13 protein-coding genes are annotated in these 16456 nt (G+C 58.3%); 5 read left to right on the top strand and 8 right to left on the bottom strand.

Going from position 1 to position 16456, the window contains the following annotated elements; translation table 11 throughout:
* Nucleotides 1-83: 83 nt before the first annotated feature.
* On the top strand, nt 84-1358 hold the full coding sequence (locus ABIE16_RS21710) for an Hsp70 family protein (RefSeq protein ID WP_429521896.1): 1275 nt from the start codon (nt 84-86) through the stop codon (nt 1356-1358).
* Between the two features lie 124 nt (nt 1359-1482).
* On the opposite strand, the gene ABIE16_RS21705 is transcribed toward ABIE16_RS21710, so the two are convergent.
* The 4 genes from ABIE16_RS21705 to ABIE16_RS21690 all read right to left on the bottom strand — a co-directional run bounded on the left by ABIE16_RS21705 (nt 1483) and on the right by ABIE16_RS21690 (nt 8457).
* Complete coding sequence (locus tag ABIE16_RS21705) at nt 1483-2496, bottom strand: AI-2E family transporter (protein ID WP_056725372.1); 1014 nt, start codon at nt 2494-2496, stop codon at nt 1483-1485.
* A gap of 249 nt (nt 2497-2745) precedes the next feature.
* Nucleotides 2746-3054, bottom strand: a complete 309-nt coding sequence (locus ABIE16_RS21700) for a PsiF family protein (RefSeq protein ID WP_429521895.1) — start codon at nt 3052-3054, stop codon at nt 2746-2748.
* Between the two features lie 90 nt (nt 3055-3144).
* Entirely contained in the window at nt 3145-7572 is a 4428-nt protein-coding gene (locus tag ABIE16_RS21695) for a dermonecrotic toxin domain-containing protein (protein WP_429521894.1), read from the bottom strand.
* A gap of 102 nt (nt 7573-7674) precedes the next feature.
* Nucleotides 7675-8457 (bottom strand): AraC family transcriptional regulator, encoded by a 783-nt coding sequence (locus ABIE16_RS21690; RefSeq protein WP_057712203.1) that lies wholly within the window; start codon nt 8455-8457, stop codon nt 7675-7677.
* A 97-nt stretch (nt 8458-8554) separates the two neighbouring features.
* Here ABIE16_RS21690 and ABIE16_RS21685 point away from each other — a divergent pair, with 97 nt between their 5' ends.
* Entirely contained in the window at nt 8555-9442 is an 888-nt protein-coding gene (locus ABIE16_RS21685) for a DMT family transporter (protein WP_218495171.1), read from the top strand.
* Between the two features lie 113 nt (nt 9443-9555).
* On the opposite strand, the gene ABIE16_RS21680 is transcribed toward ABIE16_RS21685, so the two are convergent.
* From ABIE16_RS21680 to ABIE16_RS21670, 3 genes are all read right to left on the bottom strand, one after another.
* Nucleotides 9556-10446: an alpha/beta fold hydrolase gene (locus ABIE16_RS21680; RefSeq protein ID WP_429521893.1), complete on the bottom strand. Its 891-nt coding sequence runs from the start codon at nt 10444-10446 to the stop codon at nt 9556-9558.
* 96 nt (nt 10447-10542) lie between these two features.
* A complete protein-coding gene (locus ABIE16_RS21675; RefSeq protein WP_046039891.1) occupies nt 10543-10848 on the bottom strand; it encodes a DMT family transporter in 306 nt (101 codons plus the stop codon).
* Nucleotides 10849-11487 carry an FMN-dependent NADH-azoreductase gene (locus ABIE16_RS21670; RefSeq protein ID WP_057712206.1) on the bottom strand — a complete coding sequence of 213 codons (639 nt, stop codon included), beginning with the start codon at nt 11485-11487 and terminating at the stop codon, nt 10849-10851.
* 109 nt (nt 11488-11596) lie between these two features.
* Here ABIE16_RS21670 and ABIE16_RS21665 point away from each other — a divergent pair, with 109 nt between their 5' ends.
* From ABIE16_RS21665 to ABIE16_RS21655, 3 genes are all read left to right on the top strand, one after another.
* Nucleotides 11597-12511, top strand: a complete 915-nt coding sequence (locus tag ABIE16_RS21665) for a LysR substrate-binding domain-containing protein (protein WP_429521892.1) — start codon at nt 11597-11599, stop codon at nt 12509-12511.
* Nucleotides 12512-12716: 205 nt separating this feature from the next.
* Nucleotides 12717-13487, top strand: a complete 771-nt coding sequence (locus ABIE16_RS21660; RefSeq protein ID WP_223502837.1) for a hypothetical protein — start codon at nt 12717-12719, stop codon at nt 13485-13487.
* A 79-nt stretch (nt 13488-13566) separates the two neighbouring features.
* Nucleotides 13567-14256, top strand: a complete 690-nt coding sequence (locus ABIE16_RS21655) for a hypothetical protein (RefSeq protein ID WP_429521891.1) — start codon at nt 13567-13569, stop codon at nt 14254-14256.
* Nucleotides 14257-14326: 70 nt separating this feature from the next.
* Here the strand turns inward: ABIE16_RS21655 and ABIE16_RS21650 are convergent, their stop codons facing one another.
* Nucleotides 14327-16396: an AsmA family protein gene (locus ABIE16_RS21650; protein WP_429521890.1), complete on the bottom strand. Its 2070-nt coding sequence runs from the start codon at nt 16394-16396 to the stop codon at nt 14327-14329.
* Nucleotides 16397-16456 lie beyond the last annotated feature (60 nt).

Below are 16456 nucleotides of genomic sequence, written 5' to 3'. Positions count from 1 at the left end.
AGAATTAGCAGATAACCGGCCTTCGAATCTGGCGCGCTCTGACATACACTGCGCGGCCGTTTTTTAACCGGAACCTGAAAGACATGAACAACGCATCTCCAGCCCGTGCCTTGGGTATCGACTTTGGCACGTCCAACTCCACTGTCGGCTGGCTGCGCCCCGGCGTGGAAACGCTGATCGCGCTGGAGGACGACAAGATCACCCTGCCGTCGGTGGTCTTCTTCAATATCGAAGAACGTCGCCCGGTGTACGGCCGGATGGCGCTGCACGAGTACCTGGAAGGCTACGAAGGCCGCCTGATGCGCTCGCTCAAGAGCCTGCTGGGTTCCAAGCTGATCAAGCACGACACCAGCGTCCTGGGCACGGCGATGCCGTTCAAGGACCTGCTCGGGCTGTTCATCGGTCAACTCAAGAGCCGCGCCGAAGCCGCCGCTGGTCGGGAATTCGAAGAGGTGGTACTGGGTCGGCCAGTGTTCTTCGTCGACGATGACCCGATGGCCGACAAGGAAGCCGAAGACACCCTGGTAGACGTGGCGCGCAAGATCGGCTTCAAGGAAGTCTCGTTCCAGTACGAACCGATTGCCGCCGCGTTCGACTACGAGTCGACCATCGAGAAAGAAGAGCTTGTCCTGATTGTGGACATCGGCGGTGGTACATCAGACTTCTCGCTGGTGCGTCTGTCGCCGGAGCGTCGGGGTGTGGATAACCGCCACGAGGACATCCTCGCCACCGGCGGTGTGCACATCGGCGGAACCGACTTCGACAAACAGCTCAGCCTGCAAGGCCTGATGCCGCTGTTCGGCTACGGCAGCCGCATGAAGAGCGGCGCCTACATGCCGACCAGTCACCACATGAACCTGGCGACCTGGCACACCATCAACTCGGTGTACTCGCAAAAGTCGCAACTGGCCCTGGGCAGCATGCGCTATGACATCGAGGACACCGGCGGCATCGATCGCCTGTTCAAGTTGATCGAACAGCGCGCCGGACACTGGCTGGCCATGGAAGTGGAAGAAACCAAGATCCAGCTGACCCACGCCGACAATCGCCACGTGCCGCTGGATCGCATTGAAGCGGGCTTGAGCGTGGACCTGAGCCGTGCGCTGTTCGAGTCAGCCATCGAGAGCCTGCTGGAGCGGGTGCGCAACAGCGTCACCCAACTGCTGGCAGACGCCGATGTGCGGGTCGATCAGGTCGATACGGTGTTTTTCACCGGTGGCTCGAGCGGGATTCCGGCGCTGCGCAACAGTGTTTCGGCGATGTTGCCGAAGGCGCGGCATGTGGAAGGGAACATCTTTGGCAGTATCGGTAGCGGTCTGGCGATTGAAGCGGCCAAGCGTTACGGCTCTATGGACTGATCCAGAACCGAGGCGCCTCTATCGCGAGCAAGCTCGCTCCCACATTAGTCCTGCGAGCACAGGTCCATTGTGGGAGCGAGCTTGCTCGCGATGGGGCCAGATCAGCCAACAAAGATCCAGCGGATCAAACCATCCCCACCTGCTTCAACTCACTCTTCAGATACGCGTAGTAAATCGGCCCCGCCACCACCCCCGGCAGGCCGAACGCGGCCTCGAACACCAGCATCGCCAGCAGCAACTCCCACGACTTGGCACTGATCTGCCCGCCGACGATGCGCGCGTTGAGGAAGTATTCGAGCTTGTGGATAACAATCAGGTAACCCAGCGCCGCCACAGCGACCCAGATCGACAACGACAAACCGACGATGGTGATCAGGGTGTTCGACATCAGGTTGCCGATCACCGGCAGCAGGCCGAGCAGGAACGTCAGCACGATCAGGGTTTTGGTCAGCGGCAGCTTGATACCGAACATCGGCAAGATTACCGCCAGGAAAATCCCGGTGAAGACGGTGTTGAGCAGGGAAATCTTGATCTGAGCGAACACGATGTTGCGAAACGCCTGAACCAGCAGGTGCAGACGTTCGAACAACGCCGCGGCCAGTGGTTTGCGCTTGGTCAGGTCCGGAACGCGCTGCAAGGCAATGATCGCCCCCAGCACCATGCCGATCAGCAAGGTCACGAACATGTGTGCCGCGTCCTTGCCCACCAGTTGCAAATCACTGAGGTGTTTGCTGACCCATTCGCCAATCGCCACGCGGAACTCCGCGGCACTGGCCGGCAGATAGGCGTCGATGAACGGCGGCAATTGCCCGCGCGCGCGGTCGACCACTCCCATGAACTTGTCGAGGGACGCGCCGGGGTTTTCCGCCTCGTGCAGCAGGAAGCTGAAGGCACCGGCAAAGATCAGCGACAGCACGCTGACAATCAGAGTCCCCAGCAACGCCACCGCCAGCCAGCGCGCACGCCGGCCTTCGATCAGCCGTTGCAGTTGCGGGGTGAGCATGTTGACCAGTTCGAACACGAGCAACCCGGCGAGCAGGCTGGGCAGCAACCGCAGCGGCAAGACCAGCAGCAGTCCGCCAAAAATGATGACCCAGCTGATGACCAGCAAGACTTGACGCTGAGAAAACGTTGGCATACAGCCTCAAAAACGAACGGCGTAAAAAGGATTGGCAGTCTGCCAGCGATCCGGTGCGAGCACTAGGGATTGTGTGGGGCGACCTTAGTGGTGGTTCAGGATTTCTTGCAGCGCCTTCTGCGGCCCCATCGTCGGAGCGCCGCCCGGAGCAAGCTCGCTCCCACAGTGGAACTGAGTACACCGGACAAATGTGGGAGCGAGCCTGCTCGCGATGGAGCCAGCACAGCCACCACTGCCCTTGAACCGATCTTATTTCTTCTTCAGGCAATCACTCATGAACGCCTTGCGCTCGTCACCCTTGAGGGCTTTGGTGGCGGCGTCGGCGTTGCAGGTCCTCATCTTCTCTTGCTGTGGGGTCAAGGCTTTGCCGGCATCGTTGGCCGCCGGGGTGGCCTTGAGGCAATTGCTCATGAAGGCTTTGCGCTCATCGCCCTTGAGGGTTTTTGCAGTCGCCTCGGCGTTGCAGGTGGTCATCTTGTTCTGTTGGTCTGTGGCGGCGAAGCTTTGGGAACAGAGCAGCAAACCGATCATCAACAAAGGGGCACGCATTATCTTCATGGAGTTTTCTCCGTGTCGCCGCATCGAGAGATGCGGCCTCCACGAGGAGTGTAGTCAAACCTTGTTACACCTTCCTCCAGACATAAACGATCATTGCGCCGGGGACGTAGCCGCAGACTCTTCAGCCAACACATCCTTGAATGCCTGCTTATAGCCCGCCAAGGCTGAAATCCGTTTTTCGATCACGGATACGGGCAATCGCTCGAACGACACTCCGACTTCCCCCGACAAACAAAATTGTGTTCCCAATAGCTTCAATGACGTGAATTGGGCATAAGCCCCCGACTTGTACAGTTTATTCATTTTTATTTGCCTGAAGGTGTTGTCCCGGGAGACCTCCGGCAACGCCGCCCGTCCCGCCGGCACGTCGTTGATAAAGGCAAAGTCTGCGCTGGCGGGGCCGGGTTCAAGTGTTGCAATGGCCGGCAGTTCGAACTCGAAATAGCCCTTGTCCGCCGTATGGGCGGCTGGAAACTCCGGCCACGAATCGGCAACCACCAGTTGCTTGAGATCAGTCAAGTCATCGCCAATGACCACGTACTGATGATCGAATGCGGTGGCTTTGACGAGGTGGATCCGCGAGGTTCTCGGTTGGCTGGCCAGCAGCGCGAAGGTCACCTTGGAGTTTTCCGAACAATTGCCGCCCTTGATTTCAATGGCTTTACGCGCATGTTCGGCGAGAGACATCCGTGCAGTGAATTGACCTTGCTGCAAATCCAGTCCTCGCAGCCCCTTGATTTTCGCGATCGCTGAACCGCCGTTTTCCCAGATGCTCGGCAGCTGGTTGCCCGACAGAGGCAACAGCTCCTTGGATCGATGGATGGCACGCTGTGCCTGTCGCAGATTGGCCATGACCTGGGGTGTCACTTCGATTGGCTGCGCAGCCGTCGTGACGTCGCTTTCAAGGTCAGCGGCATACTTCTGCAATGGCACCCATCGGTCGCTGGACACCGGGAGGTTTTCCCTCACGGCGCGTTGCAGCGCCTGATATTCATCGAGACGCCCGGTTTGCTCGAGATCGCGCGCGCGGGCGCCCAGATTGCGCTCGGACTCCGTGAGCTCCACCAGGCCCTGTTTGGTGAACAACCGTTCGACCACTGCATTGAACTGCTCAGGCGACATCAGCTTTTGCAGATCGGGCAATACTTCAATACTTTGTACCGTTCGCAGATTGGCCTCGGAGCCATCGGTATTCGCCTTGTTGAGTCCATTCCAGAGTAATTTCCAGCAATCGTCGGGCAAGCTTTCTTCCATCAACTTGAGCCCGCGCAGATAGTTGTATCGTTCGAACGAGGGGACGCTCGGATGGAACGCACCATCGACAAAAACCACGCCGCGTCGCTCGACGTCCTGCAGTTGCGCAATCTCACCGGTCACGGTGGGAGCACCTCCGCGCAGGCGCATGATTGCCGGATCGAATGTCGGAATTTTCAGCTCCGGCAGACCGGAAAGAACACTTAACAGCCTGTAGGGCTTCAGCGCATGGTCGCGCAATGCCGCCTTCAGGACCGGTCCCTGACCGATATGAATCTGCAACGCATCACGCTCGGCATCGGGTAACGCCTGCAGGATTGAGGTAAACAAATCACCGCCCGAATGCAGGGCATTGCCTTGCTCGTCGCAAGCCTGAAACACCCCGTTTTCGCTTAAGACGAGCGTACGCCGGATGGCGGCATCCTCGGGGCCGATGCTGTCCAGTTGTTGGCCATCGAAACGGTAGTGACGCAGCTCGATCCTCACATTGGCATTCCAGCCCGGCAGGTTTTCCAGGGAATGCAACGCCAGGGCGTCGAAGTCCGGATTGTCGACCGACTCCAGATAAAAACCCTCGTACGCACGGCTGATCCGCACGTCCCTGAGCGCCCAATCGGCGAACCCTTCAAGGCGTTTGGGAAGCCTGCGCAGCTTGAGCTCCTGCAACTCCTCCGGGCGCGCCAGCGCGACCAGCTCTTGTGCAACGACACCGGGCATTCCTGGAACCTCGCCCTGGATGAACCTTGCCTCGGCACTGGCGGCTTGCCCGACATCCCGGTAACGTTTGTCGAACAACGAGGCCTTGCGCCGTTCTGCCAATTGCGCGAGTTGCCCCCTCAAACGCGTGGCATTTTGTGTGCGGCTGCCGACCGGTACATCTGGCTCATCACCCAGCAGTTGCCGGGTCTCGGCATCATCGAGAAACAACAGCAAGGTGTCGATCAGGTCGGTATCCGCCAGTTGGTTCACAGAGAAAGAGACAGGTTCGTCATCGACCCCGATGGTGTACAGCACTCGTCCATCGGCCCCCTTGAGCTCAATCGCTCTGCCAGGCCACAAGCCGTCCAGCAATTGAAACTGCCAGAGCGGGTCGGCCTGCAAATAATCCTGTGCACGGGCGCTGCCGATGTTTTGGATGAAGGTGTGGATATCCCGGTCGATCCGGAACCGGGTCACCGTATCGCTGAGCAAAGGGATCGCCCGCTCGTTATCGGCGTACATGCGTACCAGCGCACCGACATCGGCACGGCTGACAGTGCGAATGTCGCCGAACTTGTCGGTCAACCCCTCCACCGACGGACCGAGTCGCTTGATCAGCGCATCGGCATCCCAGGTGTGAGGTGTTTCACCCTCGATTACAAAAGCGCCAGTACCGTTACTCTCCGCCACCGGCTGATAGGCCTCGGGACGGGTCGGATGCTGAACCCGGTGTTTGCCGGTTTGCGAATCGAACTTGAGTTCGAAATGATCATCGTCCAAAGACAGAATCTGCCGGCCCTGATGCTGATGCAGACCGTAAAGGTCAGGTTTGGAATCCGTCGCCAGACGCAGGTTTTGTTGCAGGTACGGCTGCAGGTTTTTCCCCCATAGCCGCTGCTCACCGTTTCGGAGCGTGACTTGACGGGCGCCTTCGAGGAAGGACGACAGCCTGGGCTTCACCACTTGAGTGGCGATAGCACCGCCCACGGCAAACGTGCCCAACTGAACCAGGTTTTCAGCGACGCCGACCAGATGCTCCGCCGCTTCAACGTACTCGCCCTGGGTGAGTTCAACGACACCTTCCACGACCCCGTCTACTAGTTGATAAGCGATATACCCCAGCATGAGCTCCCCGAGCACCGGGACAAAGGGGGTCGCGACGAGCAAGGCAACCTGCATGATGTCGGAGAGCATTTTTTCCAGGTTTTCGATCCACGCCCAACGTGCGGCACTGTCCGCATCGGCGGTGGTCACGGCCAGCGCGCGCCCGTCGGCAAAAATCTTGTCAACTTGCTGCTGATAGAGATAAACCCACGGATCGCCGTTATAACGGCTGACGGTATCGTTTTCGAACGATACCGCGGCTATCCGCAAATCGGGGCGATCTACTTGAGTTTCGCGCCAGGCAGGCAGATTGGAGCCCGGTTGTGTGCCGTGGTAAGTGATTTCCCACAGTTTCGCGTTGAGCGCGGCGAAGAAATGACCACGCTGGTAATGATCCACGAATCGACTGAAAAACGCCTGATAGCTGCGCCGGGTAGCGCCGGATGCCTGATCGTTGTCCCGTAGCTGGTGAGTCAGTTCGAGCGCGAACTCGGCCGTCGAGGCATACTCTTTCAGCGGATGCTCGGGATCGTGCGGTACGTAGGCAATGACGCGCCGGACATTCGCACCGGGGGTATCGAGATCGGCGGCGATCAGTACAATCCCGGTCAGACGGGTGTCGAGCATGCTCAAGTGGTAGAAACGCACGGGACCGCCATCCCACACCAGTCCCTTTTTACCCAGGACCATGTTCAACACGGTCAGGTAGGCCGCTGCCCCGATGTCCTTCTTCATCAATGCCAGATGTGCTGCAGCTTTCATGGCGCTTTTCTGACTGGCGACGATGCGGTGCTGCACCGCCTCCCGGACCATGGCACCTTCGGGAGCCAGATAACTTTCCAGATACTTTTTATATTGGGACCCAATATCCAGAGTTCGGCACAGCGTCTTGAACTGTTCGATCGTTATTCCCAACTTCTTTATTTCAAACCGCCCGATGTCGTCGGGCCTGGTGATAAATGCAGAGTCGCTGGTAAATACTTCGCCCTCGGCAAAATTTTGCAGAGACGCGTTAAGTAACGAGACAGTTCGACTGCCGACACCGCCGGTGACATTGAATGCCCAAGCGGATGTTTTAGCCGAAAAATACAACCGCAGAAAAATTTCACGAACATCGACCACTACACCGAATTGCTTCTTGAGGGCATTGGTCAGCAGTGGCTGGGCAAAGGATTCGGCATCTTGCAGCTTCCCGAGCATCCGGTCGACCTGGTTCTGCGCCTGCCAACTGACCTTTGTGGCTTCTTTCGCTGCCACATGTTCCGTATGGGACGCCGCTTTGCTCCAGGCGGGAATAACTTTGGGTGTGTTGCGTAAATCACCCACCCGCTGAAGCGAAGAATCGACAATCCAGTCGGGAATGGCGCTTTTGATAAAGTTGTAGTGAGTACTGTGCTCTTGGTTTATATCGAAATAATCTTGGCTACTCGCAGACTTCAACAACAAATTTTTCACAATCATTACTCGCAAACTTAGAGAGAGGATCGAAGCCTACAGCGCCCCAATTCTGTTCCCATGAAGTTTGTTTCGGATAATGCTGTATGAAAATTCTTAACGAGTGCGTTAAAACTTCTTGTTGCGTCGATAGTAGTCGGGCGTGCACCCGGCCTGACGCTGGAACATCGCGATAAACGCCGAACCGGTGCTGTAGCCCATGTCGAAGGCGATTTCCTGAATGCTGCGATGGCTGTCCAGTGCTTCAATCGCGGCCAGGAATCGCAGACGCTGACGCCACTCACCAAAACTCATGCCCAACTCGCGGACAAACTGCCGCGCCAGGGTCCGTTCACTGACGTGAACCTGCGCCGCCCAATGCGCCAAGGGCCGGTTGTCACCGGGTTCGGCTTGCAGGGCCTCGCATATGCCCAGCAGTCCCGGTGTGCTGGCATAGGGCAGGTAACACTCATGCACCGGCGCCTGTTGCAACTGATCCACCAGAACCTGAGCCAGGCGTTTATCCGCGGCCTGCTCGGGAATCTTGACGTCACGGACGGCGAAGTCCTTGAGGATCGCCTTGAGGATGTCACTGATGGCGAGCGTGCAGGCCTGTTGTGGCAGATCCTCGCAGACCGCCGGCGCCAGGCAAACGGCACGGTAGTTGATCGGCTGGTGGCTGTAGAAACTGTGCTCGATTTCGGGGGGCACCCACACCGCGTATTGCGGCGGCGAGAGGAAACGGCTGCCGTCGACATCCATGTGCAACACCCCGTGGGCCGCATACTCCAGAGTGCCCCAGGGATGACGGTGCGCAGCGGCGAATTCGTGGGTATTGAAATCGGCGTAGCGGAAGTACACCGCCGAAGGCAATTCGCTGAAATCCAGCAGATCGATGTGTTTACTGCGCATGCTGTCCGTCATCAGGGGCCGGTTGTCTGGATCGAAGTATAGGCTTGCATCCAGACAAGCGGATAATTGCCCTTCATTAACGTTCTGGTTTTTCCCGATGCAATACGCTTATCCCCTGCTGGCCATTTTTATCTGGGCCGGCAACACCGTGATCACCAAAATGTCGGCCGGGGCGATCTTCCCCGCCGAGATCGGTTTCTACCGCTGGCTGCTGGCCGGGTTGCTGTTCACGCCCTTCATGCTCAAACCGGTGCTCGCCCATTGGTCGCAGATCCGCCCGAAACTGGGCAAGATCTTTGTCCTCGGTGTGCTCGGCATGGCGGTCTATCAAAGCCTGGCGTACTTCGCCGCGAGCCTGACCTCGGCCACCAACATGGGCATCATCCTGTCGCTGATGCCACTGATGTCGCTCGCCATGGCGATCATCAGCCTCGGCCAGCGCCTGACCATGGGTGCCCTGGCCGGTGCGGTGCTGTCGTTTGCAGGTGTCCTGGTGGTGGTGTCGTCCGGCAGCCTTGGCGCACTGCTCGAACACGGGGTCAACCTGGGCGATGCGATGATGCTGATCGCCACCCTGGCCTACGCGGTCTACAGCACCCTGTTGAAAAAGTGGCAACTGAAACTGCCGCCGCTGGTGCTTCTGTATCTGCAGGTGCTGGTGGCCGTGGTGGTGCTGTTCCCGCTGTTCATCGCCTCACCGAAAGTCGGCCCGACCCTGCAGAACATTCCACTGGTGCTGTACGCCTGCCTGCTGGCTTCGATGGTCGCGCCGCTGGCGTGGATGCAGGCCGTGGTGCGTTTGGGACCGAGCCGGACCACGCAGTTTTTCAATTTGCTGCCGCTGATTACCGCATTGATTGCGGCGGTGGTGCTGCATGAGCAACTGGCGATGTATCACCTGGTGGGCGGGGTGTTGACCTTGGGCGGGGTGATCGTTTCCGAGCGTTGGACGACGGTGTTGGGGCGCAAGGTCAGTGTTGCCTGATCTGACGCCATCGCGAGCAAGCTCGCTCCCACAGGTGTTGTGTCGAACCCGTCTGTTGCGAACGACCGAAAACCTGTGGGAGCGGGCTTGCCCGCGATGAACGATAACTCGGTCTAAAGCCCCGCCGCACTCAACCGCGCCGCATGCTCGACAAATAACCGGATCGGCTCAGCCCCCTTGCCCACCAGCCCCAGCGACTGGTTGACGATATCGAAGTGATCCAGCGGATACTCATCGCCAATCACCGTGCCCAGGTGCGAGCTGTAGCGCCCGACCATGCCGTCGCAATGCCCGGCTTCGCGGACGAAGGTTTTAGCGAACAGCCGGCAACTGCGGTTGGTGCCGTCCAGCAGGTTGCGCCCGCGATCGGTAATGCCCGGTTGCAAGGTGCCGGACCAGGAGTAATAGCGCACGCCGTTGACCTCTTCCGGCCCATGACCGCCCCAGGTGTCGGGCAGCCCCTGTGGATAACGCTGGTTGAACAGCGCGACGCCAGCGCTGGTGAGGGAGTGATGGGACGCATGGATATCCACCGGCAGCTTCGGCCCGCGGTAACCGGTATCCAGCCACCCTATCAGCGCGCCGACGATCCGCAGCAAAAAGCACAGCAGACGACCACGGACGCTCTCGTGGGGATAATGTTCGTGCAGGTAATCGGCGAGCTCCGAACCGTGGTTCGGCCCCGCCACCGAGGTCACCGATGCCACCAGGTCCGGGCGCTTGGCCGCTGCATAACGGGCAGTCAGCGAGCCCTGGCTATGACCGATCAGGTTGACCTTGTCGGCCCCGGTTTCCCGCAGGATTTCTTCGATACGCGCCAGTAATTGCTCGCCCCGCACTTCGTTCGAGTTAAGCGGCGAGACCTGCACCGCGAACACCACCGCACCGCCATGGCGCAACGCCTCGACGATCCCGTACCAATACGGATAAAGCACCAACCGGATGAACCCGAGCATCCCCGGGACCAACACCAGCGGGTAGCGCGGGGCAGAACCTTGCGACATGGGCGGACATCCTTGTGGTCGGGCGGTGACGCAAGGCTGGATGCAAGACATCCGCCAAGCATCACCAGCGAAGATGACAAGTCTATGTCATCCGCCCTACTTCAACCCTACCACGCCCGCCACGATCAGCCCGACCGAGACCAGTTTGATCACGGTCAGGCTTTCACCCAGCAGCGCGAAACCGAGAAACACCGTGCCCAGCGAACCGATGGCGGTCCAGATCGGGTACGCAATGCTCACCGGCAGCTCGCGCATGGCCAGGGTCAGAAAATAGATCCCGCCCACAGCGGCCACTACGGTGACCAGCGAAGGCCAGAGCCGGGTGAAGCCCTCGGCGTACTTCATGCCCATGGCGAAGGTGACTTCGAACCCGGCGGCGACCAGCAGAAACAGCCAGGCCATCTAGAACTCTCCGGCCAGCGCCAACAAGCGCTGCTCAGCCTCGGCGGCAGAGATTTGAAAGCTGCGCTCGGCGGACTCCTCGCCCTCGGCAGCCACCACGGTGACGTCCGTGATGCCAATGAATCCAAGCACCGTACGCAGTAGCGTGTCGGCATGGTTCATGGCTTCCAGCTCGCCGCCCGGGCCAAAACCGAAGCCGCCACGGCTGGTGATGATCAGGGCCTTTTTACCCAGCACCAACGGCTCGTACTGGGCCACGCCATTGTCCAGGGTGTGATCGAAGGTCACCCCCACCCGCACGATCTGATCGATCCAGGCTTTCAAGCCGCTGGGGACGCTGAAGTTGTGCATCGGCGTGGAAATCACCAGCACATCATGGCCAAGCAGTTCGCCGACCAGTTCGTCGCTGAACGCCAGATCGGCCTGCATCGACAGCGGCCGAGCGGCGGGCTCGGGGTAAAACGCGGCGGCCACGAATGCCTCGTTGACCGGCGGAATCAGCGCCCGACCGACTTCGCGTCGGGTCAGTTGCGCGTGTGGATGACGGGCCTGCCAGGCCGCCAGAAACACTTCGGCCAAACGCCGGGAGTGCGAACGATCACCACGGGGGCTGGCGTGAACAGCAAGAATTCTACTCATCTGTCTCTCCTCAGGGCTAAACTCAAACGGCCTGTGGTTTGCAGCTTGAGGCTCACTACCGTCCTCGCTCAAATGAGCAGAAATCAGTCTGGATGAATCCATTTCATCCATGGAGTGTTCAATGTTCGCCTCGTTGCCGCTGACCGCCCTGCGCGCTTTTGAATCAGCCTCACGCCTGCTGAGCTTCAAGGCTGCTGCCGAAGAACTCTCGGTGACGCCGACGGCGGTGTCCCACCAGATCCGCTCACTGGAAAGTTGGCTCGGCGTGCCATTGTTCGAGCGTCTGCCACGCCAGGTGCGCCTGACCGAATGCGGCGAACGGCTGTTCCAGAGCCTGCATGGGGCTTTTCTGGAAGTGGCGCAAAGTGTCGATACACTACGTCCGCAACGCAGTGGCGCCAGCCTGACGGTCTCCACCACCGCCGCCTTCGCCGCCCTGTGGCTGGTGCCACGGTTGGGACGTTTCTACGCCCGACACCCGAACATCAACGTGCGCCTCGATACTCACTGCGAAGTCATCGATCTGCATCAGGACGCCAGTGTCGACCTGGTGCTGCGCTACAGCCTCGATGATTACCCCAACCTTTACGGCCAGTGCCTGTTCGATGAGTCCTTTAGTGTCTACGGTTCGCCTGAACAAGTGGCCCTGGCGTCGAGTCGCGCTCCGACGCTGATCAGCGTGCGCTGGCACAACTCCAAACTCTATGCCCACGGATGGGAGGCCTGGTGCGCTCGCTCCGGCGAAACCTGGCTGGGCGGTCGGCCGGCCGTGCGCGAATACGACGAAGAGCATTACGCCCTGCAAGCGGCGATTGCCGGCCAAGGCCTGGTGCTGGCAAGCAATATTCTGGTGTCGGAAAGTGTGGCCAGTGGTCTGTTGTTGCCGTACCGGGGGGAAATCCAGGTCGATGGAGCCGGCTACAGCGCACTGTGCGTGCCGGGGCGTGAGCGACATCCACCGGTTCGGGCTTTTTTTGCGTGGTTGCGTGAGGAGGCATTGTTGTCCGGGCATGCGGTGCGCTGATCAGCGCCTCGACAACAGTTCAAGTGTTTCAAGTTTAACGACTGCTTAAGTTCACCACTACGAATTAGAACAATCACAAACGCCGAATAACAAACACAACTAAAACCTGAAGTTACAAACCAAAACTAGACTTTTAAATCTATAAACCTACTCTAACAACCACAGCCAGCCGGCTGCTCACACCAATAAGTAAAGGATTACTTTCATGCTACTTGAACAACGACTCGAATTTATTGATTCCCTGCCAGCATTACCTATCATCACGCAGCGCTCGGCACCTGTATTTTCTACGCTCTCGAACAAACCTGAACATGATATCGACAAGCCAACCGCCAGCGTCATGCCTGATACTATCAATGCCTTCCTGCCCGGCGTTTCGCAGGAAATCATCGACGACGTCAATTTGTGCAAACTGGTCATGCAAAACGCCGCCACCAAACTCTTCCCCAAAGATGAGCAACTCTTCGAATGGTATCGCTACTATGTTGACGGCCTGAGCAAACTGGGCTGGGTGACTCAAAACCGGAACATCCAGGAGGTCACAGTCAAGAGAGTTGGCCTGACAATGGATCAGGTTGCCCTGGAAGTGGCTGCAGGATTGATTGGTAGTAATGCGGCTAAAATCCTGGCTGATGTTGCGAAAAAGGCCGTTGAGGCGGTGCAGAAAAGTCCCGATGCCATTAAGATTTTTGATCGTAACTCTAAGCTGGGCACCCAGGCAAAATTCGATATCGCACCGATCTGGCTTGATAACGGTGGGCAACCAAACATGGTCCTCAACTGCATCTCCCTGGATGCAAGGGAGAGCACCCGCGGTATTCTGTTCTGGAAATCGACCCGCCAGTCCACCACGATGAAAACGGGTGCTGTGCGCACTTACCTGGACACTAAAACGTTTTCAGGCCTGCGTGGCGACCTGTACAGGAAATTTAGCGAAAGCGGTAAAAAATTCATCGATGAACTGCCTGATTTCTAACAACCAATGACATGTTTAAATCGGCCATAGCAGGCCGATTTAAACAACTTCTTGCGCCCACCTGCGCGTAGGTAAAAATATGAAAAAAACAACAATTGATACCTGGTTGGTTAATGGCAACATAACGATCTTCTACGGCCTGCACACTGACAGCTTTAAAAAAGATATTCTAGCGTCTAGCCTGCTAGGCGAACTGGTGGCAGCACAAAAAAGCAGAAACCGTGAAACTTCTTGGCCAACCTATACAGATACCGTTCAAAAAATTGGCTGGACGGTCAATAGCCGGGCGACCCAGCAATTCGAATTTAAACACAGCAGCCTATTTAATATTATTGAGCAAAGCGCCGGGAGTGCCCTGCCACAAGATGAACGGCAAGCGCTCGCTATTGCATTTGCTCAACTGGCAAAACTCCAGCCTGACTCACCGGCGATCAGGGTAATCGTCGAGCAACTTCAAAGAAACGCTATTATGAGCAACACCACCACGGACATATTGGTTTCAACGGCTGTTCTGCTGACGATTGTTCGCAACGATAAAACCGTGGTAACTCTGCAAGTGGCGTTCGAAACAGCCCAAAAGATTGCAATAGATATTCTCGACCAGCCGGTTTTGAATAGCACCAACGAACACAAGACCAACATTTGGCTAATGAGCAGTTTGCTGGATGGGCGCCAATACAATCGCGTAAGAGATGACGTCCTCAAGAAACTGGGTAACAGGATGGAAACGGAGTTATTGCAAATCCATGCGCCCACCGGCTTGAGTTGAATAATCTAGCCTCGCCGGACGTTCAAGCGACCCGGAGTCGGGGGCGCTTGAACACTGCTCACCAACATATTCAGTTTTTTACAGTCTTCGGCGCCTTGCCCGCCTTCATCTGCTCCAGCAACGGCGCGCACTGGTTCGGCTCGCCGCCACTCGGCGCTATCAGCGCCAACAACCCTGCCGCCGGTGCGGCGATCACGCCCAACGCGACCATCCCGGCTCCACGCAACATCAACGGCACGGCCTTGACCCCGGCATCGGGCTTGATGAACTTGCCCCGCACGTACAGTGGCGAACGCAACGAAATCAAACGCCAGCCCTTTGATTCCGGGGTGATGGTCAGGTCCAGTTGTTCGGTCGCCATGTTCGCCGTGCCATCGATGTAAACAATGGCGTTCTCGGTGTCGAACACAAACAAGCGGGTACTCGCCAGGCCGGACTGGATGCCGAAGTCGGCGGCGGCGCAGTTGATCTTCACTTCCTTGTCGCCAAAGATCTTGCCGACCACGTAGTTGCCGACGTTCAGCCCGGCCAACTCCATCAATTCGCGACTGATAGCGCCATCGTTGATCAGCATTTTCAGATTGCCATTGGCGCTGCCCAGCAGTTTAGCCACCGAATTGCCGTGCCCGCTGATATCACCGTCGCCGTTGAGTTCGCCGAAACTGGTTTTCATCGGTTCAAAGCCGGGGAACAACTGCTTGAGCTTGAAGCCTCGCGCCGTGAGTCTGGCATGGCCCTCCAGCGGATCGGTGTGGCCGTTCAGGCGAATCTGCGCATCCAGCTTGCCGCCGGCTACGCCGAAACGCAGCGGCTCGAGGCTGAGCACGCCATCGGTGAGTACCAGATGGGTATAGAGATCGTTGAACGGCAGTTTTTCGCTGTGCACGATGCGCTTGCCGGTGAACTCGACATCGGCGTCCATATCGCGCCAGCGATCGGTCTTGAACTCTTCGACCGGCAGCACTTTGTCCGCCGGTTGTTTGCTGTCACCGCCTCGGGCCTTCTGCTCGGCGTTGGAGTCGGCACCAATCAGCGGTGCCAGGTCAGCGAACAGCAATTGATTGGACAACAGCGAACCGCTGAGCTTTGGCCGTGGCTGGCTGGCCACGTAGGTCAGGTTGCCATGGATGTCACTTTCACCGATCTTGCCGTTGAATTCTTCATAGTGGAATACCGCGCCACCCGGCTCGTGTAACTTGGCGATCAGATGGCCGTCGGTGGCATAGGGTGGCGTGTCCGGCAGGATCACGCCGGTCAGCGGGTAGAGATTGCCCAGACTGGTACCGGCCAGTTTCAGGCGCAGGTCCAGGGCGCCGAGGTTCAGCGGATCGGTCAGGGTGCCGGCCAGTTCGACGCTGGAATCGGCGATTTTTACCTGTGCCTGAAGCGGAAACGGCCGTGCCGCGTCCTGCAACGCCAACAGCCCGCCAATCTTGCCCTGGCCCGCGAGTTTCTGGCCGTGGTACTGGCCGTTGACCTTGAGGGCGAATGCATAGTCCTGGGGTGACGAACCCTTCTCCTGCGCTGCTTTCGCCGCTTTGTCGCCGACGATATCGCTGAACGGAATCGGCTTGCCCAATGGATCGATCAGTACGTCGAGTTGGGTCTTCAGGTTCTGGTCGTCGAGGGTGACATGCCCCTTGTCAAAGCCGATCGCTCCGATATCCACCACCCAGCTCGAAGGCTCGGCGTCCGGGTCCTTTGGGTCGAGTTTGAAGGTCCAGTTGGCGCGCCCGTCAGCCAGGCGTTGCAGGTGGGCATTGGGCTCGGTGAGATCGATACGCGGGATCACCACCCGCTGCGCCAGCAATGCCAAGGGTGAAATACGCAGCTCCACCCGTTTGAGGGTGACCATCTGCGGCTGTTTCGACCAGTCGGGATTGCCCAGGCTCAAGTCTTCGGCCACCACATGAGGCCACGGTACCCAGGCGCGCCAGCCGCCTTCATCGGGCTCGGGTTGCCAGACCACCGACAGATTGCCGTTGATGGCGAAAGCGCGGTGCAGCTCTTCGGAAACTTTGGCGTTGAGCGGCGCTTTGATCCGGTTCCAGTCGAAGAACACGATGATCAGCACCAGCATCACCAACAAGGTAAGGAAAGTGGAAATGGTCCAGACCAACGTCTTTTGAGTGCGCGTCATTGCACAGGGCTCCTGATACGACCGAGCGCCCCGACTGCGACGCACATGTGAAACGGTGAG

Source organism: Pseudomonas sp. 2725 (assembly GCF_050434585.1).
Lineage (GTDB): Bacteria > Pseudomonadota > Gammaproteobacteria > Pseudomonadales > Pseudomonadaceae > Aquipseudomonas > Aquipseudomonas jessenii.
The sequence above is the reverse complement of the archived record's forward strand: the minus strand, read 5'-3'. Positions and strand labels throughout refer to the sequence as shown.

What these genes read in the sequence shown, in the direction of transcription:
- ABIE16_RS21710 (WP_429521896.1), top strand. Translation starts at nt 84, where the DNA reads ATGAACAACGCATCTCCAGCCCGTGCCTTGGGTATCGACTTTGGCACG.
- ABIE16_RS21705 (WP_056725372.1), bottom strand. Translation starts at nt 2,496, where the DNA reads ATGCCAACGTTTTCTCAGCGTCAAGTCTTGCTGGTCATCAGCTGGGTC.
- ABIE16_RS21700 (WP_429521895.1), bottom strand. Translation starts at nt 3,054, where the DNA reads ATGAAGATAATGCGTGCCCCTTTGTTGATGATCGGTTTGCTGCTCTGT.
- ABIE16_RS21695 (WP_429521894.1), bottom strand. Translation starts at nt 7,572, where the DNA reads ATGATTGTGAAAAATTTGTTGTTGAAGTCTGCGAGTAGCCAAGATTAT.
- ABIE16_RS21690 (WP_057712203.1), bottom strand. Translation starts at nt 8,457, where the DNA reads ATGCGCAGTAAACACATCGATCTGCTGGATTTCAGCGAATTGCCTTCG.
- ABIE16_RS21685 (WP_218495171.1), top strand. Translation starts at nt 8,555, where the DNA reads ATGCAATACGCTTATCCCCTGCTGGCCATTTTTATCTGGGCCGGCAAC.
- ABIE16_RS21680 (WP_429521893.1), bottom strand. Translation starts at nt 10,446, where the DNA reads ATGTCGCAAGGTTCTGCCCCGCGCTACCCGCTGGTGTTGGTCCCGGGG.
- ABIE16_RS21675 (WP_046039891.1), bottom strand. Translation starts at nt 10,848, where the DNA reads ATGGCCTGGCTGTTTCTGCTGGTCGCCGCCGGGTTCGAAGTCACCTTC.
- ABIE16_RS21670 (WP_057712206.1), bottom strand. Translation starts at nt 11,487, where the DNA reads ATGAGTAGAATTCTTGCTGTTCACGCCAGCCCCCGTGGTGATCGTTCG.
- ABIE16_RS21665 (WP_429521892.1), top strand. Translation starts at nt 11,597, where the DNA reads ATGGAGTGTTCAATGTTCGCCTCGTTGCCGCTGACCGCCCTGCGCGCT.
- ABIE16_RS21660 (WP_223502837.1), top strand. Translation starts at nt 12,717, where the DNA reads ATGCTACTTGAACAACGACTCGAATTTATTGATTCCCTGCCAGCATTA.
- ABIE16_RS21655 (WP_429521891.1), top strand. Translation starts at nt 13,567, where the DNA reads ATGAAAAAAACAACAATTGATACCTGGTTGGTTAATGGCAACATAACG.
- ABIE16_RS21650 (WP_429521890.1), bottom strand. Translation starts at nt 16,396, where the DNA reads ATGACGCGCACTCAAAAGACGTTGGTCTGGACCATTTCCACTTTCCTT.